The sequence below is a fragment of the Streptomyces aquilus genome, from assembly GCF_003955715.1.
Lineage (GTDB): Bacteria > Actinomycetota > Actinomycetes > Streptomycetales > Streptomycetaceae > Streptomyces > Streptomyces aquilus.
The window spans coordinates 9785925-9811995 of record NZ_CP034463.1; the positions used below are offsets into that span (position 1 = coordinate 9785925).

The following is a 26071-nucleotide window of genomic DNA, read 5'->3' on the forward strand; positions in this document are numbered from 1 at the left end:
TCACGCGGACGAGGAGTCCGGGTGGAACGTGACCGAGTGGCCCGTGAAGCGGGCGTCGATTCCGTCCTCGCTGGTGGTGACCGAGCGCAGCCGGAGCCCTTCGGGCACATTCCGCAGCGGTACGGGCTCGTCCAGGGCCCGGTCGAGCAGTGATTTCAGCGGCGGGAGCAGTTCACCCTGCTCCGCGCGTACGTCCGTGAAGGCGATGCTGTTGCCGTCGGCCGCCGAGACGGCCGCGCTCACGGTCACGTCGCCGACGAGCGGCAGGCTCGCGGTCGCGTTGATCCGGCCGGACTCGTCCCCCTGTGACACCTGCACACCGAGCGCCCTCGACACGTCCGCGTACGACAGGAACGCGGTCGCTGTGACGCCGTCCGCGTGAGCCTCGTCGGCACTCCCCGACGTCTTCAGCCCGTCCATCCCGACCGTCAGCTTCGTCACCGGGAGCGGCCGGGTGCTGCCGTCGGCCGGGATCTCGTGGGCGGTCAGGTCGACATGGTCCAGGCTGCCCGCGGCCAGTTGGTTCAGTACGGGAAAGCCCCTGACGTGGACCGACGGCCGATCGGCGGTTCCCATGCCGTCTTGGAAGGCTGTGGCCGTGCGGCTCGCCGCGTGAGCTGCGGCGAGCCGGTCGACCGCGACTGTGCCGACCAGCAGGGCCGCCAGGGACGCGGCGGCGATGATCATGCGCTGCCTGGTCCGGGTCGGAGGGCTCGCATACATGGAGTCGTCGCCGTAGTAGGGCTCGCCGACGTACTTCTCGTCGCGGGGGGACTGGTACATGGTTCTCCTCTTCGAGTGGTGCTCGGGAAGTGCGCGCCTACGCGGCGTCGCCCGCGGGGCGGACGAGTCCGTGGACGCACGCCGCGGCACTGTCCTCGGCCACGCCCGTCGCGGTCAGGGCGGCGGTCGCCGCGCCGGCGCCGTCGTCGCTCCAGACCCCGCTGTTCGCGCAGTCCAGAAGCCCCAGCAGGTACCCCTCCAGCGCCCGGGCCTGGACGACCGGGGGTACGCCGGTCTGGAAGACGCCCTGTCGCTGCCCCCGGGAGATGATCGCCTCCGCCATGTCCCGCGCGGGAGCCAGGACTTCTGCCAGCCGATCGGCGCCGAGGTCCTGGGGGGCGAGTCTGAGCAGGATGCGGTAGCGATCTCCGACGGGCCACACCGCGAGGACGAAGCGCGCCAACTCCGGGACGGCATCCGCCACCGGCGCGCGCGGGACCGCGAGCGCCTGCCGCAAGGCCCATGCGGCGTCCTCCACCAGCCCCTCCACCAGTGCGGCCCGGCCGTGGAAGTGGCCATAGAGCGTACGGCGCACCACTCCAGCGGCCTCGGCGATGTCGCCGAGGCTGCTGTCGGGGTCACGGCTCAGTTCCTGCCGGGCCGCCTCCAGGATGCGGGCCCGTGTGAACAGGGTGCGGCTGCGTTCCGGGGCGGCTGTCAGGTGCGCGTGGATCATGTCGAAACCTCCGGTAGGCGGGGGAGGGCGTCCGGCAGGAGGGGCAGGGCGACTCGATAGTTGCACATTGGCGAGCAATAAACTAGTCTGCACATCAGCGGGCAATTAACTGCCCATGGTGCCTGGCCCCTCGTGGCCCCGCGTGCACCGATCCCCTCGATTCCGCACCCCCGAAGCCTCCGCTTCACCTCCTGCCGAGGAGCCTGACCATGCCGCTCTTTCCGAACACACCCGTCGAGAAGATGACGGAGCCCTACCACCGCCGCTGGTGGGCCCTGCTGGTCCTGTGCCTGAGCCTGCTGATCGTCGTCATGGCGAACACGTCACTGATCGTGGCCGCCCCCGACATGACCAAGGACCTGGGACTGTCCAGCAGCGACCTGCAGTGGGTCATCGACGGCTACACCGTCCCCTACGCCGCGCTGATGCTCGTGCTCGGCGCGATCGGCGACAAGTACAGCCGTCGCGGCGCCCTCGTCCTCGGCCTGCTGATCTTCGCCGGAGGGTCGGTGATGGGCGGCCTGGTCGATGAGACCAACCTCGTCATCACCGCCCGCGCGATCATGGGTGTCGGTGCCGCCGTCGTCATGCCGGCCACCCTGTCGCTGCTGGTCGCGATGTTCCCGCGCGCCGAGCGCGCCAGGGCGATCACCGCCTGGTCCGCGACCTCCGGCCTCGCCATCGCGGTCGGTCCGCTGACCGCCGGCTGGCTGCTGGAGAACCACGCCTGGGGCTCCACCTTCCTGGTGAACGTCCCGATCGCCGTCCTCGGCGTCATCGGCGCGCTGTTGCTCGTGCCGCCGTCGAAGGCGGAGGGCATGGGCCGGATCGACTACGGCGGCGGTCTGCTGTCGATCGTGTCGGTCGGCTGCCTGGTCTACGCGGTCATCGAGGGCCCGCACTTCGGCTGGGGCACCGGTCCCATCACCGCGGCCGTCGTCGCCGGCGTGGGCCTGCTGGCCTTCGTGGCCTGGGAGTTGAAGCACCCGAACCCGATGCTGGACGTGCGCAAGTTCACCGAGCGTCCCTTCGGCGGCTCGATGATGGCCGTGCTGTTCTTCTTCTTCGGCACCTTCGGCTCGATCTACTACTCCACCCAGTTCCTGCAGTTCGTCCTCGGCTACAACGCCCTGGAGACCGGCATCCGCCTGCTGCCGCTGGCCGGATCCGTGTTCGTCGGTGCCGCGGTCACCGGCAAGCTGGCTCCCAAGCTGGGCGTGAAGCTGGTGGTCGGGACCGGCATGGTGATCGGCACCGTGGGCGTCTTCCTGCTCACCCGGATCGACTCCGGCTCCACCTACACCGACTTCGTGGCCTCGCTGCTGCTGCTCGGCTTCGCCATCGGCCTGAGCCTTTCCCCCGCCACCGACACCATCATGGGCTCTTTCCCCGAGTCGGAGCTGGGCGTCGGCGGCGGCGCCAACGACACCGCCCTGGAACTCGGCGCCTCGCTGGGCATCGCCATCCTCGGCTCCCTGCTGGCCACGTCCTACAAGGACAAGCTGACCGACCTGGTCGGCGGCCACCTCCCCGCCGAGGCCCTGGACACCGCCAAGGACTCCGTCGGCGGCGGCATCGCGGTCGCCGAACACGTCGCCAAGAACCCCCAGGGCGGCGCCGAACAGGCCCAGACCCTGCTGGGAGCGGTGCACGAGTCCTTCGCCCACGCCATCGCCCACACCAGCCTCATCGGCGGCATCATCATGGCCGCCGGAACCCTGATCGTCATCGCAGTCCTGCCCGGCCGCAAGCACACCACCCAGCACGGTGCGGAAGAAGGGACGCCGGCGACCGAGGAGCAGACCGAGACCGTGGGCGCCTGAGCCCCGTACACCGGAGGCCGGAACCTGATTCCGGCCTCCTCCACCCCCATGACGGGCTGTGCCTGAGCGGCGCACAGCCCCGGGACGGTGCCGGGAGGGGAAACCCGGCACCGTCCCACTTTTTTGTCGCGCTGACGGCTTGAAAACAAAAGGGGTGCGGTCGCTGAACTGGGGTGATAGGCAAGCGACGTGACAGAGAGTCTTGAGTATTCCGCCCTGCTGCGACTGATCGACGAGCGGTCGGCCGCGTTCCGGAGTGCGGTTGCCGCCGCGCCCGGCCTTGACGCGCCGGTGCCGTCCTGCCCCGAGTGGACGGTGTTCGATCTGGTGCGGCACCTGGGTACGGGCCAGCGCTGGTGGGCCGCGATCGTCGCCGCGGGCCCGGCCGAGGCGCCGCCCGCCAAGGACGCCGCCCAGGCGCCGCGCGAGATCGAGGCGCTGCTGGCCTGGTACACGGAGTCGAACGAAATGCTGCTGAGCGCGCTGCGGGAGGCGGGCCCGGAGCGCGAGTGCTGGACGTGGTGGAGCGCGGGCGTGTCGCCGGCGAATGCCTGGGGCGTTGCCCGGCGCCGGGTGCACGAGCTGCTGGTGCACACCTACGACGCCCAGCTCGCCGCCGGCACCGTGCAGCCGATGCCGGTGGACGTCGCGATCGACGGCGTGGCCGAGTTCCTCGACACCTGCAACTCCACCCCGGCGGCGTGGCCGCACGCGCCCGCCACCATCCAGTACCACGCCACCGAGGGCCGCTCCTGGCTCCTCGTGCTGGACGGGACCGGAGCCTGGCCCGCACCTCTCACGGTCGACGCCGCGCCCCCCTCCGCTTCGGCCACGGGCACGGCCGAGCAACTGCTCCTCTTCGTCTGGGGCCGCCTCACGCTGAACGACCTGAAGACCGAGGGCGACCAGCAGGTGTTCGAGCAGCTCATCGCCTGGGAGCCCGAGGAGTAGGCAGGCCGACACCGCCGGCGGACGGCCTCGATGGCGTCCGCCGGCGGTGAACGGCGTCTCACTGGTCGTCGGTCGTCGCTCCCGGCGTCGTCGACGTCCCGTCGTCCGGTGTCCCGTCGTCCGACGACGTGTCCTGGGGCTCCTCGGTGACGACGACCACCGTGCTGCCCGCCTCGACCTCGCTCCCGGCCGCCGGGGTGCTGGAGGTGACCACGGCGTCGGAGGCCTGGGAGTACCCGGAGGCGACGGTCGCCTGGAGGCCGAGGTCGCCCAGCTCGTTCCGGACCTCGGCGAGGGTCTTGCCGATGATGTCCGCCGGGATCTGCACGGTCTGCACCGACTTGGCGATCTGGACGTCGACCGACGAACCGGGCTTGACCTCATCTCCCGCGGCGGCGCTCTGTTCGACGACGGTCCCGGCCGCGGCGCTGCTCTCCACCTCGGTGGTGTCGCCCAGTTCGAGGTCCTGCTCGGCGAGCAGCCTGCGGGCCTCGCTCAGGGTGCTGCCGGTGAGGTCGGGAACCGTGGCCTTCTCGGCTTCCTTGGCCACCGTGAGGGTGATCTCGGTCCCCTTCTCGACACTCTCGCCGCCGGAAGGATCCTGCTCCAGTACGGTCCCGGCGTCCTCGGTGGACACCTTGTGCCGGACCTTCACCTTGAAGCCCTTGTCCTCCAGGATGCGGGACGCGTCGTCCTCGTCCTTGTCCGTGACGTCCGGCACCTCCACCTTCGGCGCACCGGTGGAGAGGGTGACCGACACCGCCTCTCCCTTGTCGAGCCGGCCGTCCAGCGGGGACTGCGTGCAGATGTGCCCCTTGGGCTGGTCCGCGCAGGGCTCCTTCTTGGTGACGGTGAGCGTGAGGTCGACGTTGTCCGCCGTGTGCCGGGCCTCCTCCAGGGTCTGGCCGACGAGATCGGGTACGTCCGTCTTGCCGTCGTCGGCCGCACCGCGCCCGAACAGGAACCAGCCGAGCACGAGTGCCGCGACGACGACCGCGACACTCGTCCCGATCAGCGCAGCGCTGCCTCTGCGGCGACCGCTCTCCGCCGCCTCATCGCCGTCCGCCCCATCGCCGTCCGCCCCATCGCCGTCCGGCCCCTCGTCGACGCCGTCGAACGTCCGGTCCAGGACGGTCTGCGCCCCGAGGTACGCCTCGACGTCGGCGAGCATCTCCTGCGCGGACTGGTAGCGGTACGCGGGATCCTTCGCCAGCGCCCGCAGGACGATCGCGTCGGCCTGCGGACCGACCTCGGGGTTGTAGAGGCTCGGCGGCCGTGGTTCCTCTTGAACGTGCTGGTACATCACCGCCATCGGCGAATCACCGGTGAACGGCGTCCGGAGCGTGAGGAGTTCGTAGAGCAGGCACCCCACCGAGTAAAGGTCGGAGCGGGCGTCTATGGCGTGTCCCATCGCCTGCTCGGGGGAGAGGTACTGGGCGGTGCCGATCACCATGGAGGTCTGGGTCATGGCGACGTCCCGTGCGTCACGGGCGATGCCGAAGTCCATCACCTTGACCTGACCGGACCAGGCCACCATGACGTTGGCGGGCTTGATGTCCCGGTGCACGATGCCCTGCTGGTGGGAATGGGTGAGCGCCTCCAGGACACTCGCCGTCACCTCCATGGCGCGTTCGACGGTCAGCGGTGGCCCGGAGGACAGGGCCTCGCGCAGAGTGGTGCCGTCGACGTACTCCATCACGAGGTACGGCAGCTGCCACCCGTACGAGAAGTGCTCGCCCGTGTCGTAGACCGCGGCGATGGCCGGGTGGTTGAGCGAGGCGGTGGACATGGCCTCCCGCCGGAATCGCTCCTGGAGTGCCGGATCGTGCGCGAGGTCGGTGCGCGGAGTCTTCACCGCGACGCTGCGGTCGAGCCGGAGATCGTGCGCGAGGTGCACCTCGGCCATGCCTCCGGAGCCGAGCAGTAGCCGCAGTTCGTACCTGTCGCCGAGGACCGCCACCGGCGCAGGCTGGGAGAAGGCCAGATCGTCTGGGCCACCGAAGTTCATACGGAAGATAATTGCACATCTGAGGGCAACTAAAGAAGTGGGGGCGGACACGCAAAGACCCCGGCGCTTCGCACCGGGGTCACGTCGTACCGCGGGGGAGCTCACCCCTCGGTGGCGGCCACCTCGTCCACGACGATCCGCGCCCGCTTCTCCGGCACACCCGCCGCGATGAGCGTGCTGACGGCCGCGCGGGTGCCGTCGTCCTCCAGCGTCCCGGTGTTGACCTCCTCCAGGAGGGCGACCGTCATCGCCTCAAGACCGGCGCTCAGCACCGGGGCGGGCAGGTGGGTGTGGAAGACGCCGTCCCGTTGTCCCTGTTCCAGGATGGCCGTGGACCTGACCCGGGCGGGCTCCAGGATCCCGGCGACACGGTCCATGCCGAGATCCCGTCGGGCCAGCGCCAGGAGCATCCGGTACTGGTCCCCCACGGGCCAGAGCGCCAACGTGAAGTGGGCGAGCGCCCGGTCGGCCGGTTCCGTCACCCCCGCGCCGACCGAGACGGCGGCCTGGAGAGTCTCGGCGGCCTCCTCGGCCAGCGCGTCCAGGAGCGCTGCCCGGCCGGGGAAGTGCCCGAACAGCGTCCGCCGTACGACACCGGAGGCGCGGGCGAGTTCCTCCAGAGTGATGTCGGGATTCCGCCCGAGCTCCTGGCGGGCGGTGGCGAGGATGCGCGCCCGGTTGGAACGGGCGTTGCGTCGCTGGGGCACACGGCCTGCGGGCTGGGACACGAAAGGAACCTCGAAGAAGCCAGGGCGGAGAAAGGACCTCTCCATTCTGGCACGCGAGTCCCGACCGACCCCGTACACATCCGGGGTCGGTCGGGACCGCGTCAGCCGGGCAGACGCAGCACGGCCTCGGTCTGGCGCGGTGACAGTCTGGACGGCGGCCGTCGCCAGGGCGCTGTGAGATCCGTCCGTTCCGGGGCGCGGATGCGGTGGTTATGTCGATCAACAGGTGAGAATGATATGTGAGGGGAATGTCAAGACACGGGGGTAACTGTGGCGTCGGACGCGGTGGTTGGGGACGCCGGGGACAGAGCCCCGTTGCTGAGCCGGTCCGCTGAACTGGCCCGGTTCGACGAACTGCTCGACCGTGCCGCCCGCCACGCCCGTGACACGGCGAAGGGCGAGGAAAGCCGCGGCACGGGCCGGTCCCAGGTCGTCGACATCACGGGTGCGGCAGGCATCGGCAAGAGCAGGCTGCTCGGCGAGGTCTGCGCGCGGGCGCGCCGACGCGGACTGACCGTACTGCGCGGCAGAGCCACCGAGTACGAGCAGCAGGTGCCGTTCCAGGTCTTCACCGACGCGCTCGCCGACCTCGACCCGCACGCCCTGGACGGCTTCCAGGAGACCGATGCCGTATTACCCCTGCTCCAGCCGAGCGCCGCCCAACACAGCGACGCGGCCGACCGATTCGGGCTGCACCGTGCCACGGCGGCCCTGCTCGCGCGGCTCGCCGCCCCGTCCGGGTTGCTGCTGGCCCTCGATGACCTGCACTGGGCGGACTCCGCGTCTTCGGAACTGCTGGATCACCTCGTACGCCATGCCGTGCACGCCCCTGTCGTCCTGGCCGTGACGCGCCGGGACCGCCAGAGCCCCGAGTCGCTCGCGGCCAGGCTCACCCGGGGCGTCGACGACGGCACGGTCGTCAGACTCGGACTGGGGCCGCTGAGCGCACGCGACTGCGCCGAACTGGCCGGCCCCGGCATGCCGGCCGCCGACACCGCCGCACTGCATGCCGCGAGCGAGGGCAACCCGCTGTACTTCCTGACCCTTCTGCAAGCTCGCCGCGGGGGTACGACGCCCGAGTCCTCGTCGCCACCGGAGCTCGGGGCGCTGCTGCTGGAGGAACTCACCGCGCTCACCCCCTCCCAGCGCGGCCTCGTCGAGGCCGTCGCGGTACTGGGCGAGCACGCCACCCCGGCGATGCTGGGCCGGGTGACCGGCCGCTCCGGCACCGCCTTCACCGACGACGTCCACGCCCTCACCCGCCGCGATCTGCTGCGCTCCGACCCGCAGGGCCTGCTGACCCTGCGGCATCCGGTCGTCCGCACGCTCGTCCACGAGAGCACGCCCTTCCTGAGACGCGTCGACATCCACCGGCTCGCCGCCCAGGAGCTGGCTCTCGCCGGTGCCTCCGCCGCCGAGCGGGCCCACCATGTCGAGCGGTCGCTGACCGCCTGGGACCCGGCGGCGGTGGCCGTGCTGGAGGAGGCCGCCGCACGGACGGCCCGCACGGCCCCGGCGAGTTGCGCCCACTGGCTCGACGTGGCACTCCGCCATCTTCCGCACACGGGCGAACATGCCTCCCGGCGACGCGAGTTGACGCTGCGGCGGGCCCGTGCCCTGGCCGCGTGCGGAGGGCTTCGCGAGAGCCGTGACCTGCTCCAGGAGCTCATATCCACGCCTTCCCGGTCGTCCGGTGGCCGCCCCACCGGTGAGGACCAGGACCTCAGAGTGCGCGCGGTCGTCCTGTGCGCGCTGGTCGAGCGTCACCTGGGGCGCAGCGCCGAGGCCGTCGCGCTGTTGCGCCGCGAGCTGGCCCGCGGCCCCGCACCGGCCGACGTCGTCCGGCTCGGCCTGGAACTCGGCTCGGCAGCACCCCAGGGCAGCGGCATCTCGTACCCCCAGGTCCGACCCGAGGTCGAGGCGGCCCTCGCGGCGGCCCGGGCGATGGGGAACGAGCCCGGTGAGGCGGGCGTCCTCGCGGTCGCCGCCCTCGGGGAGGCGTACGAGGGCAACATGGCCGCGGCTCACGAACTGGCCCAGCAGGCCGCCGCCTTGGTCGACTCGCTGCCCGACAACGACCTCACCGCCCTGTGCGAACCGCTCGCCAGGCTCGGCTGGGCAGAAGCCTTCCTGGAGCACTACCCGGACGCGGAACGGCACGCCGAGCGCGGCCTCGACATCGCCCGCCGCAGCGGCCAGCTCTACGTCATGCCTCATCTACTGCTCTGCCTGTCCCACGTCCGGGTGCAGACCTGCCGCGTCTCCTCGGCGGTGGAACTCGCCGACCAGGCGGAGGACATCGCCCGCGGCATCGGCAGCGACCAACTGCTCACGTTCGCGCTGGCGAGCAAGGCCTCGGCGCTCGTCGCCGCCTGCCCGCCCGGTGATCCTCGCCCCCTCGCCGTCGCCGAGGAGGCGGTGGCCGCGGCCGGTACCGGGGTGAACTGGTGGGCCTCCACCGCCTGGTGCATGTGCGGCTGGGCGGCACTCATGGCCGGCGATCCGGTCCGGGCCAGAGACGCGATGCTCCAGGCGGGCGGCCCCGAACTGCACCGGATCCAGCCCTCGATGCGGCCGCTGTACCTGGAGATCCTGGTGACGTCCGCACTGGCGACGGGGCGCCTTGAGGAGGCCCGTGAGTGGGCCGAACAGGCCCGTAAGGAGGCGGAGCAGCTGGGGCTGCCGATGCAGCGGGCCTCCGCGCTGCGCAGCAACGCGCATCTGCCGCTGGCGCAGGGGGACACGGCAGCGGCGGCGGACTTGTTCGCCCAGGCCGCGGCGGAGAGCGCCCGCTGCGGGGCGGTCTTCTGGGAGGCCTTCTCGCTGCTGCTCGGCGCCCCGCTGGAAGCGGCGGCGGGCCGCGGCCGTGACGGCACGTTCGCCTGGCTGCGGGGCCGACGGCTCGCCGAGGCGGGCGGCAGCGGCATGCTGGTGGGCCTCGCCGACGCCACCCGTCCGCCCGACGGCGGATCCGAGGCGGCGTACGGCTCCCCGGACCGCGCCGAACTCGCCGAACGGCTGGCGACCCTGACCGCACGGGAGCTGGAGATAGCCGAGCTGGTGGCCGAGGGCCTCACCAGCCAGGCCATCGCCGACCGGCTCTACGTCAGCCGGCGCACCGTCGACACACATGTCTCCCGGGCCTTCCGCAAGACCGGGGTCTCCTCCCGCACCGCCCTGGCCACGTTGATGGCCCGTCGCCGCACCGGGAACCGCTTCGTGGACGCCAGGCCGGATCCGGGCTGACCGCGGCCCGGATCCGGCCCTGCCCGCCTACTTGACGTCGATGAAGTCACCCGTGGCCGTCGCGGAACCGGTGGTGGTGGTGCCCGCGAAGGCGAAGCGGTAGTAACCGTCGGAAGTGGCCTTGACGGTGGTGCTCAGGTTGCCCGTCGAGTTCGTCTTGACGGTCTTCACGGTGGTGTAGGTGCTGGTGCCCTTCTTGCGGAACTGCAGCTTCACCGGCTGGGTCGCGTAGCCCGCGTACTTGCCCGTCGTCCAGTTGGCGCGGCTCAGCTTGCCGGTGACGGTGATGGTCTTGCCCTTCTTCACCGGCTCCGGGGAGGCGTTGGCGGTGAGTTTCGCGGCCCGCTTGATGTGAGCCCTGGTGACGTCGTCGTCGTAACTGGCGTTGGCGTACAGGTCGTAGGCGCCGAGGAAGAGCTTCCAGGTGCCGGCGGTGCCGTTGTCGTCCTTGAAGGCGACCGCGGGGTCGATGGTGAAGACCGTCTTGCAGCTGTAGTTCCAGCCGCCCTCGGCCGGTGACTCCGTGCAGACGGGGTCGTCGTCCGACTGGAACGCGCCGGTGATGGTGTCCGTGCTCGAACTGTCGGTGCCCTGCCACAGGAACGCCTGGGTGAGGGCGACGCCGTTCGGGTCGAAGGCGGAGAACGTGACGGGAATGGTCTTCTTGCCCGTCACTCCGAGGACGATGTCCTTGCCGCCGTTGACGACGCCGTCCGAGAACTTGGTGGCGCCCAGCGCGTCCTGCGGCTTGACGCCCCCGGAGACGAAAGCTCCGAACGGCGCCGCCGCCCCCGGGTGCTCGGCCGCGTGTGCGGCGCCCGGGAAGCCGAGCGCCGAGATGACGGCGGCGCTGGTGAGGACGGTGGCCGTGGTGCGCATGCGCATGCAGTTCTCCATGGTGAGAATCGGTGTCCTGGTGGACTGGTGTTGTGGCAGGGCCTGCTGATGTACGTGAAGAGGCCTGCGCACGTTCAGATGCCCGCGAAGGCAGGTCAGGGTGTGGGGGAGCGGAGGATGTCGTCGAGGTCCCAGCTGTAGCTGGGCGACGGGTAGAGGTCCGTCGGGAACAGGTCCGTCGGCTCGGCGCTCGGCGGGGGCACGTCGGCCGGGTCCGCGGTGGGCCTGCCGTCCGGGCTGCACACCTGCGGTGCCGAGGGTTCGGAGAGCTCGTAGTCGGCGACCCGCTCCGAACGGAATTCGACCGTCTCGCGGTCCCAGACGTCCTGGCTGCCGCCGACCTCGACCTCCTTGGGCAGCTCCTTGCTCTTGAGCGGCTTGCCCACGGTGATCGTGAGGAGGGCGCCCACGCAGGGGCTGCGGTCGTCCGAGTAGAGGGACTTGGGCAGGGCGATCCTCCGCTCGCCGGCGGCGTCCGCACGCACCTCGACGCGCTTCACGCGGCGGATGTCGAAGTAGTAGTCGGGCCGCGTCCCGTCCGAGAGCGACTCGCCGCCGTCGCCGTCCGCGACGCCGTACACCAGCTTCCAGAACTCGACCTGCACGGTGATCTTGTGGCAGAGCGGTCCCAGGTATCCCGGGATGCTGGAGAACTCCAGGTCGCCAGAACCCGAGTTCTGCTTGGGGGTGTCGACGTCGAGCTTCACCCAGTCCACGGACTCCGCCGTCGTCCACCCCTTGTTGTCGTGGCAGCCTGAGGCATCGGTCGGATACGGGGGAGTCGGGGACGGTGTCGGCGACTCGGTGACCTCCGTTGCGCTGGGAGTCGGCTCCCCGTAGGCGGAGGTGTCGTCGCCGCCCGAGCAGCCCGCGCTGAACAGAACAGCCAGGCTGAGCGCAGCGACGACAGGCAGAGCGGAACGTTTCGTCCCCGCCGCGCGCCTCATCGGTCGAACCAGCTCTCGGCCTCCGCGGAGCGGAGGGCCCGCAGTACGGCAAGGGCGAAGACAATGCCCGCAAGGACTGAGACGCCGCCACCCTGGAGCAGGCCCAGCGCACTGGCCGACAGGCTCAGATCCTCGAAGAAGACGACCGCGCCGCTCACCACGGACAGCAACAGGGCACCCGCCGCCAGGCCCAGCAAGGCCTTCGCCCAGACCCCCACCACGGCGAGCCTGACACTCTGTGGCATCTGCGCTCTCACACCCGGTGTCGTCATGAACACAAGGAAATGGCATGGATGCCGGGAACACGTCGGTAGGAGTACGTATTCCATGTACGTAGGGGCCGCCATGGCACAACCTGCCAGGACTGTCTGCTGCTGTCGTGCTGTCCGCGGCGCAGCCTGGTGAGCTTCAACCGCTCCTGACGCCGCATGCCGGGGCCCGACGCGCTCGGATCGACCTCCAGCCTGCCGGTCAGGTCGTAACCGCCGTGTGGCGCTGACCTGCCGGCTGCACGGGGCGCCCCCACTGGCGCAGGGGCGCTCCGCGTGCCGCGTCTACTGCCCCGGCGCCAGGACCGGACTGTTGTGGTACGCGGCGATCAGCCACTGGCCGTCGCGCCGCTCGAACACCCAGGTCGCGTTCACCTTGGCCGCGTCCGGGAGTTCGGTCTGGCCGGGGAACAGGATGCCGGATTCGCTGATGACGATCGCGGCGTCCGCGCCGACGAAGCGCATGCTGAGCTGCTTGTTGCTGGTCGAGCTGCCCTTGAGGGGGCCGGCGAAGGCCAGTGCCATGCCGGCGCGGATGTTCTCGCGGCTGCCGCGGAGGGAGCCGGTCATGATGGCAGTCGCGTCCGGGGTGTAGTCGGCGACCATGCCGTCGGCGTCGCCGGCTTCCCAGGCCGCGTAGGACTTGGCCAAGACGGCTTGGATGGCTGCTGCGTCGGCTGCGCGGTTGTCTGACATCGGCTTCTCCCTTGTGAGAGGTCCGCCCGGGGGCTCCGGGGAACTCGTCAGTACATACCGGCGGCCGGGCCGGAACTGTTCGCGTCTGGGGAAGGAAGTTCTTCGGGATCGAGTCGGGGGGCCAGGCCGAAGGAGGTGAAGACCTCGGAGTCCTGGAACACCGAGGTCCGGCTGATGCCTTCGGCGGTGACGGTGAAGAGCTGGAGTGTGTGCAGCTCGTACGCGTCGCCGACGCGGCGGTAGGCGGCGAACCCGTGCTGGCCGTTGGCCGCAACTGCCGTGAGACGCCAGTCCGTTCCGGCCGCCCGGAAGACCCACTCCATGAACAGGCCGTAATTGCCCGGGCCGGCGAACCAGTTGAGCATGGGCGGCATCTCCATGATGACGTCCTCGGTGAGCAGCCGCTTGAGGCCCTCGACGTCGGCCTGAAGGAACGCCTTCATGTAGCGGTCGACCCAGGCGCGCTGTTCGGCCGCCGTCGGCTCCGACTCGGCGTGAACCCCCTGCACGCCGGAACGCGCCCGGTGCAGGGAGCTGTTCACCGACGCGACCGTGGTGCCGAGGATCTCCGCCGCCTCGGCGGCGGAGAAACCGAGCACGTCACGGAGGATCAGCGCGCCCCGCTGACGCGCCGACAGGAGTTGCAGGGCGGCGGCGAACGCCAGCCGCAGGCTGCTGCGGCTGACCACGGCGACCGCCGGGTCGCTCGCGTCGAGCATCGAGTCCGGCAGTGGCTGGAGCCAGACGTTCCCCCCGTGGACGAGTGGGCTGAGCGGGTCCGACGCGGCCACCAGCCCCGACGGCAGCGGTCGGCGGCCGCGCACCTCGAGGGCGGTCAGGCAGACGTTCGTCGCGATGCGGTAGAGCCACGTACGCAGCGAGCCGCGGGTGCTGTCGTACTGTTCGCGTGCCCGCCAGGCCCGCAGGAACGTGTCCTGGACCAAGTCCTCGGCGTCGTGCGCCGAGCCGAGCATTCGATAGCAGTACGCCAACAGCTCCGCCCGGAACGGCTCGACCAGGCGGTCGAAGTCCTCCACCTGCTCGGTCATCCCCCGCCCCTTCGCCGAGCTGCCCGCGGCCACTCTATCCAGCGCCCGCCCCACCGGCCCACCTGGAGTCGACGTTCTCCAGGTGGCCGCATGCCAGGTCGGCTCGGACACCCGTGTGGTCCCACAGGCGGGCGCGGGGTCCCGCAGCGGTTCGTGTGAGCGTGCGGCGCCGCGCGGTCGGCGGGTGAGCACCGCTCCTGGTTTCGGCGCCCCGCCGCAGCCGGTGGATGCCGTCCGAATGCGCTCGCCTGTTTGCGGTGTGAGACTGCTGAACGACGGGCCCCAGATGGCGCGCGGCCTGGGGGAGGCGACGCAGGGAGGCGAAACGGGGTGACGATTCCCGATGCCGGTGACGACCCGCTGCACCAGTTCCTGGCCGACTCGACCAACCGGACCGTCGACCTCACCACTGCCCTGGCCCGCTGCACCAAGGCCCTCGGGCTGCATCACTCAGTGGCCTACCTCGCGGACATCCAGCAGCGTCACCTGGTCCCGCTCACCGACGTGACCGCGACGCTGCCCATCGACGACTCCCTGGCCGGCTGGACGTACCGCACCCAGTCCCTGCGGGTCGAGCCCACGGAGTCCGGCGCGATGACGGCCTGGTTCCCCTTGCTGGACGGCGCCGAACGCCTGGGCGTCCTTGCCGTCTACGGCCCCTTGCTCACCGCCGCCTCCCTGAACCGTGGCAAGGCCCTGGCCACGCTCGTGGCGATGATGGTCACCTCCCGGCGCACCTTCAAGGACTCCTACGTCCAGCGCACCCGCACCGAACGCATGCAGCTGCCCTCCGAGATGCTGCGCGCTTTCCTGCCGCCCCGGACGATCGGCAATGCGCGTGTGGTCTCCACGGCCGTCCTCGAACCCGCCTACGAGATCGGCGGCGACGCCTTCGACCACGCTCTGACCGAGACGGCCCTGCACGCCACCGTCCTCGACGCCATGGGACACAACCTCGCCTCCGGCCTGACCAGCGCCCTTGCCCTGGCGGCCTGCCGCAACGCGCGCCGGATCGGAGCCGAACTGCCGCAACTGGCGCAGACGGTGGACGAGGCCCTGGCCCAATGGCTGCCCGATCAGTTCTGCACCGGCATCCTCGCCCAACTGGATCTGGCCTCGGGCGTTCTGCGGTGGTGCAACTGTGGACATCCCGCGCCCCTGCTCATCCGGGACCACCGGCTGATGGAGCACGCCCTGGAAAGGGACGCCGACCCTCCGCTGGGACTGCCGTACCTGCTGACCGACCGCGGCCGCACGATCCACGAGGTGACCCTGCGCCCGGGCGACCGGGTACTGCTCTACACCGACGGTGTCACCGAGGCCCGCACCCATGACGGGGAGTTGTTCGGGCTCCAGCGGTTCGCCGACTACGTCATCCGCGCGACCGCCGCGGGGGAGCTGGCCCCGGAGAGCCTGCGGCGGCTGATCCACTCCATCCTGGACGTGGAGACCAGCAGGCTCCGTGACGACGCGACCATCATGATGCTCGAGTGGCAGCCGCCTACGCAGTGAGGCTTCCCCGGGACGCGACGGCTGCCCTGGAAATGATCAAGCCTTCCGGCTTCGGGTTCGGGGGTGCAGGTCCGGGCGCTTGCTTGATTGCTAGGTGCTGGTAGCGAGGTGTAGCTACAGTGCCGGTATGGGAAAGCAGGTGAACATCCGTCTGGACGAGGCGGTGAAGGCGGCCGCGGAGGACCGTGCCAAGCGGCGCGGTCTGAGTCTGCAGGGGTACGTGGCTGACCTCATCGAGGCCGATCTGAACCAGTCCCGTGCCGCTTTCATGGCGGGCGCTGCCTCGTTCCTGGCCGCGTACGCGGACGCGTTCGAGGCGGAGGTCGGTGAGGACCGGTATCCGGGCCTGTCGGACAGTCCGGCGCAGCCGGCGCCGAGGGACGCCGCGTGAACCTCCGCGTCGATCTGGCGTGGATCCTGGCGGTGGCGCAGCAGATTCCGGGGGATCCCCAGGTCGTCGACTACGGCGTCCCTGTGGCGGCGGAAGCGCGGCACCGGGCAGAGATCCTTGACCACGAGGTCTATCCCGAGCCCCATCACAAGGCCGCGGCGCTGCTGTGCGAGCTGGCGCGGAACCCGAGCCTGGAGGCGCGGAACCTGCTGTTCGCCGCCACGGTGACCGCGGCTTACCTGTCGGCGTGCGGCATGCCGGTAAGCGCTGGCCTGGACAGCGTCGTGCCGCTGGCCCGCGCCGCCCGGGACGGGCTCCCGGTGCGTGAGGTCGCCGCTCAGATCAAGGCGTGGACGGGCTGATCCGCACGTCAGCGGGATCGAAGCCTGCCGGAGTGCCGGGGAGGGTGGCGGGGGCCCCTGGCTCGGCAGACCGGCGCACGCCTGTGCCGGTTCATCGTCGGCAGGCTCGGGGAAGGCCTGGAACCGGCGATGCCGGGGCTGTGTCGACGGGTAGGAGGGTGTGGCCATCGTGGTTGCGGATCGCACGCTGTCGCTAGAGGTGATTGCGGCGCTGAGGTACTGGCCCGATGTCATCTGGGGTGGTCAGAAGCACCCTCCGGATCCGGTGGATGTCACGGTCCTGCTGCCCTTCTTCAACGGGGTGTTGCAGGAGTTTGCCTGGTGGAACCGTGACTGGAAGGTCCGCGAGGTCGAGCCGGGTCTTCCCCTGGAGATCGACACCGGTCACCAGGGTGGGCCTGCACGGTTCACCGAGGTGTCCGTGCCGGGCACGGTGGGCTCCAGCGGTGGCGAGAGCCTGCCTTTCGTCGCGAAGGTCGGGTTCGCCGGCGACCAGCTGATCCGGTTCCAGGCCAAGATCGGCGATGTGGTCCTCGGTCCGTCCGTTGCTCCTGCGGGGCAGCTGGAGCCGCATCCGTTCGCAACGGTACTCACCGGGTTGATGGACCTGCGCGGGATTCCGGTCAAGGTGATGGCCAGGGAGACGGCACGGTCGATGTCCACGATCCATCTGCTGCGCAGCGGCAGGCATAACCCGGAGCCGCTTCTTGTCGAGGAGATCGCCAGGGTTCTGGGCATGTCCGAGGCGGACGTCAGAGTGATCGCTGGACTCGACGACGATAGGAGGCGCTAGCGGACAGGGACGGCGCCACGACGCAGTGTGAGTGCTGCGTCACCGTGGCTCGCTCTGGTGCGGCGGCGGTACCGCCAGGCATTGATGGGAGAAACCCGGGGGACTCTCCGACGGCCAGTCGCCGGAGCCTGTGCTGCCTAACGAGCAGCGGGCAGACGGCACTTCACTCGATGAAGACCTTCACGGAGTCCGGGCTCCCGCTGTTTCGGTTGACGCCGATGAAGAAGTCGCTGCCGATGTGGGTGACATCTTCGATCTCGTCGGTCAGGCTGTTCCCCGGAATCCCGATATCGCTCTCCACGTCACCTCCGGACCAGTTGTACTGGTACACCCAGTTCCACCCCGTTTCGGGCGTTGAGCTGTTGATGGACTTGGTGTTCCAGATGTAGTTCTCGGAGCAGTCGGTGCCTTGGTCGGAGCGATTGTCGTGACTCGTCAGGTTGCTCTTCACCAGCGTCCATCCGCTCGTCAGCGCACCGGCACCGGGATGGGTCCACAGGTTGCCCGAGCGGCGGGCGGCATATTTGCCGGCTCCGTTCGCCGCCGTCGCGCTGTAGCAGAGGCCGCTGATATTGCCGATGGGCAGATGGACTTCCTCGCTTGCGCCGATAGCTCCTGACGAGCTGAGGTGAATGATCGTCACATCGGCGCTCGGGTAAGCCGATTCACTTCCTTGGGTGGCAATCAAGGCGGGGCCCTGGTCCCGGTAGTCCGGATGGTAGGCGAGGTCGTTGCCGTGGCCGAGTGCGGGGATGGAGGTCGGCGCCCCGGCGCAGGTCCAACTGGCGCCGTCCCAGGTTGAGCCGTCCCGCAACCATCTGGACAGGACCGGATCGGCTCCGCCCGCCTTGGTGAAAATGATGTAGAGCTGGCCGCCCGGCCCCGCGACCATGCCTTGCATGACGGTGCGTCCCGCCCTGCATGCACTGCTGTTGGGGATGTTCAGCCGTTCCGCCCCACTCCTGTCTGTGGCGGCGTCGGCGGACGCCGTCGAGACAATGGTGATTCCGGTCAGGAATGCCAGTACGGACGCGAAACTCAGTAGTTTCTTCATACGGTGCCTCTCCTGTGCGGACAACGGGAGGAGTCCGTTTCGAGCGTGTCAATTCAACGGCTGATCCGGAACCACGGTGGTTACCGCCTGCTCGCGCAGCGGTAACCACCGACTCGCTCAGAGCGTGGTGGTCGTCTGCTCACCGGTTGCGCTGCCGTCAAGCCACTGGTCCCATCCCAGGTTGAAATCGGCGTAGCCGTTGTCGGCCGGTGCCTTGCCGCGGGGCGAGCCGGTGACGGTGACGGGGTCGCCCTGCTTGACCTGGTCGTAGAACCACTTGGCGTCCGGCAGGGACAGGTGCACGCAGCCGTGCGAGCCGCGGGCGCTGCCGCTGCCCGGGTTGGGGTCGCCGGTCGAGTAGTGGACGTAGGTGCCGGACTGGGTGAGGTGGATGTCCCAGGGCAGGGTCAGGTCGTAGTAGTTCGGGCTGCCCTTGTCACAGCTGATCCCGACACTGCAGGAGGTCATGTGGACCTTTTCCTGCTTGTCGATGACGGCCATCGTGCCGTCCCACGTCGGGTACTCGGCGCTGCCCGCGTTGATGGACAGGGTGCGCACCGGAGCGCCGTTGCGGGTGACCTTCATGGTGTGGCCGGTGACCGAGACGTCCGCGCGCACGTCGTCACCAATCTTGAACGTGTGCGTGTAACCGTGTACGCCATAGCGTCCGTTGCCGTTGCTGACGCCCGTCATGTCGGCGTCGATCTTCACCGTCGTGCCGGAGGGCCAGTAGGTCTTCGGGCGCCAGTCGGCGCGCTTGTCGCCCATCCAGTGCCAGGCGCCGGCCACCGGCTGTGAGGCGCTCACCTTCATGTGCTTCTCGACTGTGGCCCGCGCCTTGGCCGCCACAGGGTCCGTGAAGATCACCGAGATGGGCATGGCCACACCGACCGTCGTTCCCGTCTGCGGGGTGATGGTCTCCAGCAGCATCGGCGGGCCCGCAGGCTTCGTGGGTGACGGGGAAGTGCTCGCACTCGGCTTTCCCGACGCCTTTGCGTCGTCGCCGCTCGCCTTGTCACTGCCGCCCCCACCGCAGGCGCTCGCGCCCACCAGCGTCACACCCGTGACGAATGCGACCCATATGCTGCCCTTGCGCCGTCCCACGAACCGCCCCGTCTTCTCGCTCTTCGGCCCTGACGGGCCCGTCTTCCTTTCAGACACAGACGGTGCGGGCTGCAGTTGCATGTGTCGCGTAAAGCGTGTCCCAAGACTCGCCGGACCGAGGACAGACCACTCCGCCGCCGCGCGGACGACGTCACCGCCAAGTCCTCCGGCCCGGCGGGCCGCCGCGCCGAACTCGCCGACGCCCTGGATGGCGCTGACTTGGACCTGACCTGACCTGACCTGCCCGTCCTCCTCCTGTCGCACCAGACCGAGTTCACCGACCAGGCAGTGACCGTCCCGGCCCGGCTGCCCGGGTGAAAGACGAGCGCGCCGACCGTGCTGCCCGCGCTGGAGCCGCAGACATCGACCTCCACCCCTCCGGCCACGCCCACAACGGCCAGATCTGGCCCTTGCACCACCGCGTCCGCCTCGCTCAGCCCGCCCTTGCCGACCCCAGCCACTGCGCGAGCTCGTCGCCCTCCGCGCCCTCGGCCTCGGAGTCGGACCCCGCGCCCTCCTCCACGCCACGGCCGACGTCTCCTCCGGGAGCGGTCCACAGGCCGAAGGGCCGCGGCATGAGACGCAGCCCAGGCGATCCGTCTCGCACAGGGCATGGTCCGGACACCATGACTGAGGCAGCCGGTACCGGGCGGCAACGACCACGCACAACCGTCCGCTCCGGATGCCGACCCAGCAACAGACGCGGCAACAGACGCGCGCGTCCTCGCGTCCCAGCACCGAAGTGCCGCACTGCCGCCCCGAAGTGACGCAGAACCAGAATGTCCGAGCACCGGGAGTACGCGGAAGCGGCGTCGGGCTACTGGGCCCGTCCCGCGTCCCACGCCTTGCGGGAAGGCGGGAATCGAATCGGTTCCGCGCAAGCGCTTCGACGAGATGGTACGACCGGCGAGGAGCGGGGGCAATGGCGTGTCGCACGCCGAACAGGGCGCCCAGGGGCGGGGCGGGGACCGCCTCACCGGTCGGCACCGGGCGTACCGCCCCCTCGTCAACCGCGCTTCAGCGGCCGCTTCCCAGGTCAGTGGCCTTTCAGGGGGTGCCGGAGCGATTGCGGCCCGGCCGCCCCTCCGACCCGCAGGACCCGCCGGGTGGCGTCGGCGCGAGGGCCTGCCGCGCTGCTTGTCCACGGTCACGCCCGATCTCTCAAGTCGGCCGTTCGACGGGGACCCGGGGGGATCGGCGATCGAACCGATTCGTTATTCAGGCCGGACGGGCGAGTCAGGACCCTTGACAGCACTGCGGAATCGAGAGCACCGTCTCCCCCCGAAACCTCTCTGCAATCCCACTGAAAGATCGGCACCTCCAAGCGCTTTCGTGTTCGTCAGCGCCACCAGCACAGAACCCGACCGGGTTCCGCCGGCACGGCAGGGGAGATCGGATGGGAACAACAGGTACGAGACGCCACGCGCTGTTCGGGCGCGGGGGCGTCCAAGGGCCGCTCGCCGCGGTACGGCGGCGCGGAAGGCCGGGAAACGAGGTGGGGCAGGCATCTGTGCCATCGTGGGAGCGCTCCCGCAGCTCTCGGCCGAAAACAATCGCCCGGGCGGCGGCCGCGGCCCTGCTCGCCGTCGGCGCACTGGCCGGCGTCAACGCCGGGACGGCCCGGGCCGCCACGTCCGGACCCTGCGATCTCTACGCGGCAGGAGGGACGCCCTGTGTGGCGGCCCACAGCACGACGAGGGCGCTGTACGCCTCGTACAACGGGCCGCTCTACCAGGTCCGGCGTGCCTCGGACAACACCACCCGCGACGTCGGCGTCCTGAGCGCGGGCGGCTATGCCGACGCCGCCGCGCAGGACTCGTTCTGCGCGGGGACGACCTGCCTGATCTCGGTCATCTACGACCAGTCAGGTCGCGCCAACCACCTCACCCAGGCGCCCGGCGGCGGTGCCGCGGGTGGTCCCGACAATCTCGCGAACGCGACGGCCGCGCCCACCATGGTGGGCGGTCACAAGGCCTACGGCGTCTTCGTGGCACCCGGGACGGGATACCGCAACAACCACACCAACGGCATCGCGACCGGGGACAACCCCGAGGGCATGTACGCGATCTTCGACGGCACGCACTACAACGGCGGCTGCTGCTTCGACTACGGCAATGCCGAGACGGACAGCAACGACGACGGCAACGGCACCATGGAGGCCATCTACTTCGGCAACATCAAGGTCTGGGGCTACGGCTCGGGCAACGGCCCCTGGATCATGGCCGATCTGGAGAACGGCCTGTTCTCCGGGGTGAACCAGCACTACAACGCGAACGACCCGACCATCAACTACCGGTACACGACCGCCATCGTCAAAGGCGGCCCGAACCACTGGGCGATCCGTGGTGGCAACGCACAGTCGGGCGGCCTGTCCACGTTCTACGACGGCGTGCGCCCCAACGTCGCGGGCTACAACCCTATGCGCAAGCAGGGCGCCATCATCCTGGGCATCGGCGGTGACAACAGCAAGGGCGCCCAAGGCACCTTCTACGAGGGCGTGATGACCTCCGGCTACCCGTCGGACGCCACCGAGAACGCGGTCCAGGCCAACATCACAGCGGCCGGCTACAGCAACACGACCGGCGGGACAGGTACCGGCGCGCTGCACGCGGTGGGCGCGGGCAAGTGCCTGGACGTGCCGAACTCGTCCACCGCGGCCGGCACGCAGCTGCAGATCTGGGACTGCAACGGCGGCGCCAACCAGAGCTGGACCCGCACCTCTTCCGACCAGTTGACGGTATTCAGCGGCAGCAGCCAGCTGTGCCTGGACGCGTACAACAACCAGACCACCGCCGGAACCAAGGTGGTGACCTGGCCCTGCAACGGCGGCGCCAACCAGCAGTGGCGGCTGAACTCCGACGGCACGATCACCGGCACCCAGTCCGGACTCTGTCTCGACGTCACCGGTGCCTCCACAGCCAACGGCGCCCTGGCCGAACTGTGGACCTGCCACGGCGGCTCCAACCAGCGATGGAACCTCAGCTGAGGGGACCGAGATCTTCCGCCCGCCAGTCCGTCCCCACACCGGGCGCCCCCCCCGGCACCAGGCGCCACCGCCCCCACTGGAGGATGACGATGTCAGGAGCCGGAGCGCTCCGCGGCCTCTGGGCCGCCCCCGTAGCTCTGTTCGCCCTACTCGCCGGGAGCCTGCCCATGGCCGGGGCCGCGTTCGCCGTACCAGCCGGGCGCCAGGCGGCGGCCGCCGATCTGTACGTGGCCCCGGATGCGGCGCCCGGCGGGAACGGCACGGCCGGGCAGCCGTTCGCGACGATCGACCAGGCGCGGCAGCCCGCGCACCGCCTCTCGGCCGATTCCGACGTCGTGGTCCACCTGGCCGGCGGTACCTACCGGCAGTCCAAGCCCCTGGCCTTCGGCTCCGGTGACGGCGGCCAGAACGGCCACACGATCACCTACCAGGCCATGTCCGGGCAGCAGCCGGTCGTGAGCGGTGCCCAGCAGATATCTGGTTGGCAGGTGCATGATCAGAACAGCAACATCTGGTCGGTCCACGTCGGCAGCGGTGTGAACACACGTCAGCTGTACGTGAACGGCAAGCAGGCACCGCGCGCGGCGATCCAGGTGCCCCGCTCCGCCTTCACCTTCACCCAGACCGGTCTGACCGTCACCGAATCCTCCCTCGACTACCTGGCCGGCCTCTCGGACCAGAACCACATGGAAGTCGAGAGCGTCAACTCCTTCACCGACCGCTACGCGCCCGTCCAGTCGATCAGCGGCAGAACGATCACCATGCAGCAGCCCGCGTGGAACAACAACTCCTGGGGCTACGACACCATCAACGCGCCGTTCGCCGGCGGCACCATGTACCTGGAGAACAACTACGCGTTCCTCAAGCAGGCCGGGCAGTGGTACCTCGACTCGTCCACCGGCGACCTGTACTACCGGGCCCAGCCTGGACAGAACCCGAACAGCCTCGACGTCGAACTGCCTCGGCTGCAAAGCCTGTTGGGCATCAGCGGCAGCTACGGCTCACCCGTGACCGGCCTCGGATTCGCCGGCATACGGTTCACCGGGACCTCCTGGCTCGGCCCGAGCGGACCCGACGGGTACGCGGACCAGCAGAGCGGCGCGCACATCACCGGCGCCTACGCGATGCCGGCGAACTGGCTGAGCACCTGCAAGTCGGGCTGCACTCAGTTCGAGGCCACCCGCAACCACTGGGAGCAGATGCCCGCGGCCGTCCAGGTCTCCGCCGCCACCAACATCACCTTCTCCGGCAACACGTTCTCCGAACTCGGACAGGCCGGACTGGGCGTGGGCAACGACGGCGTCGCCACCGCCTCCGGCACCGGACTCGGCGCGAACGGGGTCACCATCACCGGCAACACCTTCACCGACCTCGCCGGCAGCGGCATCCAGGTCGGCGGGATCCAGCCGGACGCGCACCACCCCGCCAACCCGCAGATGACCAACCAGAACATCACCATCAGCAACAACAAGGTCAGCGGGGTGGGCACCGACTACAAGGAGACCGCGGGAATCCTGTCCACCTACGTCACCAACGCGACGATCACCCACAACCAGTGCGACCACCTGCCCTACGACGGGATCGACATCGGCTGGGGCTGGGGGATGAACGACCCGGGCGGCAGCCAGGACTACGTCAACCGAGGCACGTACAACTACCAGCCGATCTACAGCACTCCCACCACGCTGAAGAACAACACCGTCTCCCACAACCTGGTCTTCGACACCAAGAACGCGATGTTCGACGGCGGCAGCATCTACAGCCTGTCCGCGGCCCCCGGCTCGGTGATCTCCGACAACTACATGCACGACAACAACCGCACCACCGCGCTCTACCTCGACGAGGGTTCCCGGTACCTGAAGGTGTCCGGCAACGTGGTGCAGGACGCGGGCAACTGGGCGCTCACCAACGCCAACGCGAACAACCACACCGACGACAACACGTTCTCCGGCAACTGGTACAACGGCGGCAACACATACGTGGCCACCGGCCCTCCGCACAACAACGTCCTCACCGGCAACGTCCAGGTCAGCGGCACCAACTGGCCCCAGGGCGCCCGAGACGTCATCCAGCAGGCGGGCGTCCAGTCCTGGGGCGGTGGCGGCTTCCCCACGGGCTCCCACCAGTTGGTGATCGCCAGCGACAGCCTGTGCCTCGACGTGTACGGCAACTCCACCAGCGCCGGTGCCGCGATCGACCAGTGGACCTGCAACGGACAGGGCAACCAGCAGTTCGAGTTCGTGCCGGTCTCGGGCGGCTACGGGCAACTGCGCGCGCAGCACTCCGGACAGGTCGTGGCGGTGGCCGGCGGCTCCACGACCGCCGGTACACCGAACATCGTGCAGCAGGCCGCGAGCGGAGCGTCGAGCGCTCTGTGGCTGCCGGTGCAGCAGTCCGACGGCTCGTATTCCTTCAAGAACCAGAACAGCGGTCTGTGCCTGGACGTCTACGGAGGCGGCAGCAACCTGGGCCAGCAACTGGACCAGTGGCCGTGCAAGAACGCCCCCGGCACCAACCAGGACTTCACCCCCCGCTGACCTGCTCGTGCCTCCAGGACGCCCGCACGGACCGGCGATTCGTTCACCCCCACCCACTGACCCGCACCCAGTGAGGAACGCAGATGAAGAAGTACTGGGCACCCTTGGCCACGGCGCTGGCGGCCACCCTCGGCGTGGGCGCCGCATGGCCCGCCGTGGCCACCGCCGCCGAGACGCCGCCCTCCGCACCACAGGCCGCTGCCGCGGCCACGCCCCTGCGGGTGATGCCGTTGGGCGACTCGATCACCTGGGGCGTCGGCAGCCCGTCCGGGAACAGCTACCGCAGCTTCCTGGCGAACAAGCTGACGGCCGAGGGACACACCCTGGACTTCGTCGGCTCGGGGCGCAACGGCACCATGTCCGACCCGGACAACGAAGGCCACTCCGGCTGGCGGATCGACCAGATCGCCGGCATCGCGGACTCCGTGCTGGCCCGCTACCGCCCCAACGTGATCACCCTGGAGATCGGCACCAACGACCTGAACGGCAACTACCAGATCCCGACCGCGGCCGACCGGCTCCGCGCGCTCATCGACCAGATCACCAGGGCCGCACCCGACGCGACCGTCCTCGTCGGCACCGTGATCATCTCCACCAGCGGCACCGAGGAGGCCAACCGGCCCGCGTTCAACGCCAAGTTGCCCGGGATCGTCCAGGCCGAGCAGGCGGCCGGCAAGCACGTCCGGCTGGTGGACATGAGCGCCCTGACCGCCGCCGACCTGTCCGACGCCCTGCACCCCAACGACAACGGCTTCGCCAAGATGGCGGACGCCTTCAACGCGGGGATCCAGGCCGCGGACGCGGCAGGCTGGATCAAGCCGCCGGACTCCGCGGCCGGGCAGGTGCGCTCCGGGATCGCGGGCAAGTGCCTGGGAGTGAGCGGCGGCAGCAGCGCCAACGGGACCGCCGCGGAGATCCGCACCTGTGACGGCTCCGCCGCGCAGACATGGTCCGCGCGCTCCGACGGCACCCTGCGGGCGCTCGGGAAATGCCTCGACGTCACCGGCCGGGGCACCGCCAACGGCACCAAGATCGAGATCTGGGACTGCAACGGCGGAACCAACCAGCAATGGCAGACGTACAACGGCGGCTACCGCAACCCGGTCTCCGGCCGCTGCCTCGACGACCCCAACGCGTCCACCACCGACGGTACGCAACTGGTCCTGTGGGACTGCAACGGCGGCACGAACCAGCAGTGGACCGCCCTGCCCGTGTCCTGACCTCAAGACCCCCTCTCACGCACCCGCACAAGGAGGTTG

General features: G+C 69.8%; 22 protein-coding genes. 10 read left to right on the top strand and 12 right to left on the bottom strand.

Features of this window, described 5'->3' with window-relative positions:
• Both EJC51_RS44760 and EJC51_RS44765 read right to left on the bottom strand, forming a co-directional pair.
• Window positions 1-783, bottom strand: a complete 783-nt coding sequence (locus EJC51_RS44760) for an LmeA family phospholipid-binding protein (protein ID WP_126276367.1) — start codon at window positions 781-783, stop codon at window positions 1-3.
• Between the two features lie 37 nt (window positions 784-820).
• On the bottom strand, window positions 821-1459 hold the full coding sequence (locus tag EJC51_RS44765) for a TetR/AcrR family transcriptional regulator (RefSeq protein WP_126276368.1): 639 nt from the start codon (window positions 1457-1459) through the stop codon (window positions 821-823).
• Window positions 1460-1668: 209 nt separating this feature from the next.
• On the opposite strand from EJC51_RS44765, the gene EJC51_RS44770 reads away from it, so the two are divergent.
• Both EJC51_RS44770 and EJC51_RS44775 read left to right on the top strand, forming a co-directional pair.
• On the top strand, window positions 1669-3282 hold the full coding sequence (locus tag EJC51_RS44770) for an MFS transporter (RefSeq protein ID WP_126276369.1): 1614 nt from the start codon (window positions 1669-1671) through the stop codon (window positions 3280-3282).
• Between the two features lie 189 nt (window positions 3283-3471).
• Complete coding sequence (locus EJC51_RS44775) at window positions 3472-4233, top strand: maleylpyruvate isomerase family mycothiol-dependent enzyme (protein ID WP_126276370.1); 762 nt, start codon at window positions 3472-3474, stop codon at window positions 4231-4233.
• 58 nt (window positions 4234-4291) lie between these two features.
• On the opposite strand, the gene pknB is transcribed toward EJC51_RS44775, so the two are convergent.
• Together pknB and EJC51_RS44785 are read right to left on the bottom strand one after the other, a co-directional pair.
• Window positions 4292-6241, bottom strand: coding sequence for a Stk1 family PASTA domain-containing Ser/Thr kinase (gene pknB / locus EJC51_RS44780; RefSeq protein WP_126276371.1), 1950 nt, complete (start codon window positions 6239-6241; stop codon window positions 4292-4294).
• 101 nt (window positions 6242-6342) lie between these two features.
• The gene (locus tag EJC51_RS44785; RefSeq protein ID WP_399577661.1) at window positions 6343-7014 is read right to left on the bottom strand and encodes a TetR/AcrR family transcriptional regulator; all 672 of its coding nucleotides are present in this window, start codon (window positions 7012-7014) and stop codon (window positions 6343-6345) included.
• A gap of 270 nt (window positions 7015-7284) precedes the next feature.
• Between EJC51_RS44785 and EJC51_RS44790 the strand changes: the two genes are divergently transcribed.
• Window positions 7285-10215, top strand: a complete 2931-nt coding sequence (locus EJC51_RS44790) for a helix-turn-helix transcriptional regulator (protein WP_126276373.1) — start codon at window positions 7285-7287, stop codon at window positions 10213-10215.
• Window positions 10216-10242: 27 nt separating this feature from the next.
• Here the strand turns inward: EJC51_RS44790 and EJC51_RS44795 are convergent, their stop codons facing one another.
• From EJC51_RS44795 to EJC51_RS44815, 5 genes are all read right to left on the bottom strand, one after another.
• Window positions 10243-11100, bottom strand: a complete 858-nt coding sequence (locus EJC51_RS44795; protein ID WP_126276374.1) for a hypothetical protein — start codon at window positions 11098-11100, stop codon at window positions 10243-10245.
• 107 nt (window positions 11101-11207) lie between these two features.
• Window positions 11208-12059, bottom strand: coding sequence for a hypothetical protein (locus EJC51_RS44800; protein ID WP_244363209.1), 852 nt, complete (start codon window positions 12057-12059; stop codon window positions 11208-11210).
• Window positions 12056-12304 carry a hypothetical protein gene (locus tag EJC51_RS44805; RefSeq protein ID WP_126276375.1) on the bottom strand — a complete coding sequence of 83 codons (249 nt, stop codon included), beginning with the start codon at window positions 12302-12304 and terminating at the stop codon, window positions 12056-12058. The genes EJC51_RS44800 and EJC51_RS44805 overlap by 4 nt, the downstream gene beginning before the upstream one ends.
• A gap of 309 nt (window positions 12305-12613) precedes the next feature.
• Window positions 12614-13024 (bottom strand): SgcJ/EcaC family oxidoreductase, encoded by a 411-nt coding sequence (locus tag EJC51_RS44810; RefSeq protein WP_126276376.1) that lies wholly within the window; start codon window positions 13022-13024, stop codon window positions 12614-12616.
• Between the two features lie 47 nt (window positions 13025-13071).
• Window positions 13072-14073 carry an RNA polymerase subunit sigma-70 gene (locus EJC51_RS44815; RefSeq protein WP_126276377.1) on the bottom strand — a complete coding sequence of 334 codons (1002 nt, stop codon included), beginning with the start codon at window positions 14071-14073 and terminating at the stop codon, window positions 13072-13074.
• A 336-nt stretch (window positions 14074-14409) separates the two neighbouring features.
• Between EJC51_RS44815 and EJC51_RS44820 the strand changes: the two genes are divergently transcribed.
• The 4 genes from EJC51_RS44820 to EJC51_RS44835 all read left to right on the top strand — a co-directional run bounded on the left by EJC51_RS44820 (window position 14410) and on the right by EJC51_RS44835 (window position 17131).
• A complete protein-coding gene (locus tag EJC51_RS44820) occupies window positions 14410-15585 on the top strand; it encodes a PP2C family protein-serine/threonine phosphatase (protein ID WP_425276854.1) in 1176 nt (391 codons plus the stop codon).
• Between the two features lie 127 nt (window positions 15586-15712).
• Complete coding sequence (locus EJC51_RS44825) at window positions 15713-15976, top strand: hypothetical protein (protein ID WP_207924667.1); 264 nt, start codon at window positions 15713-15715, stop codon at window positions 15974-15976.
• Window positions 15973-16338 (top strand): hypothetical protein, encoded by a 366-nt coding sequence (locus tag EJC51_RS44830; protein ID WP_126276379.1) that lies wholly within the window; start codon window positions 15973-15975, stop codon window positions 16336-16338. Before EJC51_RS44825 ends, EJC51_RS44830 begins: the two co-directional genes overlap by 4 nt.
• Window positions 16339-16498: 160 nt before the next feature.
• The gene (locus tag EJC51_RS44835) at window positions 16499-17131 is read left to right on the top strand and encodes a helix-turn-helix domain-containing protein (protein ID WP_244363211.1); all 633 of its coding nucleotides are present in this window, start codon (window positions 16499-16501) and stop codon (window positions 17129-17131) included.
• A 163-nt stretch (window positions 17132-17294) separates the two neighbouring features.
• Here EJC51_RS44835 and EJC51_RS44840 read toward each other — a convergent pair whose 3' ends face one another.
• From EJC51_RS44840 to EJC51_RS48045, 3 genes are all read right to left on the bottom strand, one after another.
• Window positions 17295-18185: a hypothetical protein gene (locus tag EJC51_RS44840; RefSeq protein WP_126276380.1), complete on the bottom strand. Its 891-nt coding sequence runs from the start codon at window positions 18183-18185 to the stop codon at window positions 17295-17297.
• A 117-nt stretch (window positions 18186-18302) separates the two neighbouring features.
• Window positions 18303-19289 carry a L,D-transpeptidase gene (locus tag EJC51_RS44845; RefSeq protein ID WP_126276381.1) on the bottom strand — a complete coding sequence of 329 codons (987 nt, stop codon included), beginning with the start codon at window positions 19287-19289 and terminating at the stop codon, window positions 18303-18305.
• Window positions 19290-19722: 433 nt separating this feature from the next.
• On the bottom strand, window positions 19723-19866 hold the full coding sequence (locus EJC51_RS48045) for a hypothetical protein (RefSeq protein ID WP_166682784.1): 144 nt from the start codon (window positions 19864-19866) through the stop codon (window positions 19723-19725).
• A gap of 819 nt (window positions 19867-20685) precedes the next feature.
• Between EJC51_RS48045 and EJC51_RS44855 the strand changes: the two genes are divergently transcribed.
• The 3 genes from EJC51_RS44855 (at window position 20686) to EJC51_RS44865 (ending at window position 26032) form a co-directional block, all read left to right on the top strand.
• On the top strand, window positions 20686-22275 hold the full coding sequence (locus tag EJC51_RS44855) for an arabinofuranosidase catalytic domain-containing protein (protein WP_244363216.1): 1590 nt from the start codon (window positions 20686-20688) through the stop codon (window positions 22273-22275).
• A gap of 89 nt (window positions 22276-22364) precedes the next feature.
• Window positions 22365-24812 carry an RICIN domain-containing protein gene (locus EJC51_RS44860; RefSeq protein ID WP_244363218.1) on the top strand — a complete coding sequence of 816 codons (2448 nt, stop codon included), beginning with the start codon at window positions 22365-22367 and terminating at the stop codon, window positions 24810-24812.
• An 83-nt stretch (window positions 24813-24895) separates the two neighbouring features.
• Window positions 24896-26032: an SGNH/GDSL hydrolase family protein gene (locus EJC51_RS44865; RefSeq protein ID WP_126276382.1), complete on the top strand. Its 1137-nt coding sequence runs from the start codon at window positions 24896-24898 to the stop codon at window positions 26030-26032.
• Window positions 26033-26071 lie beyond the last annotated feature (39 nt).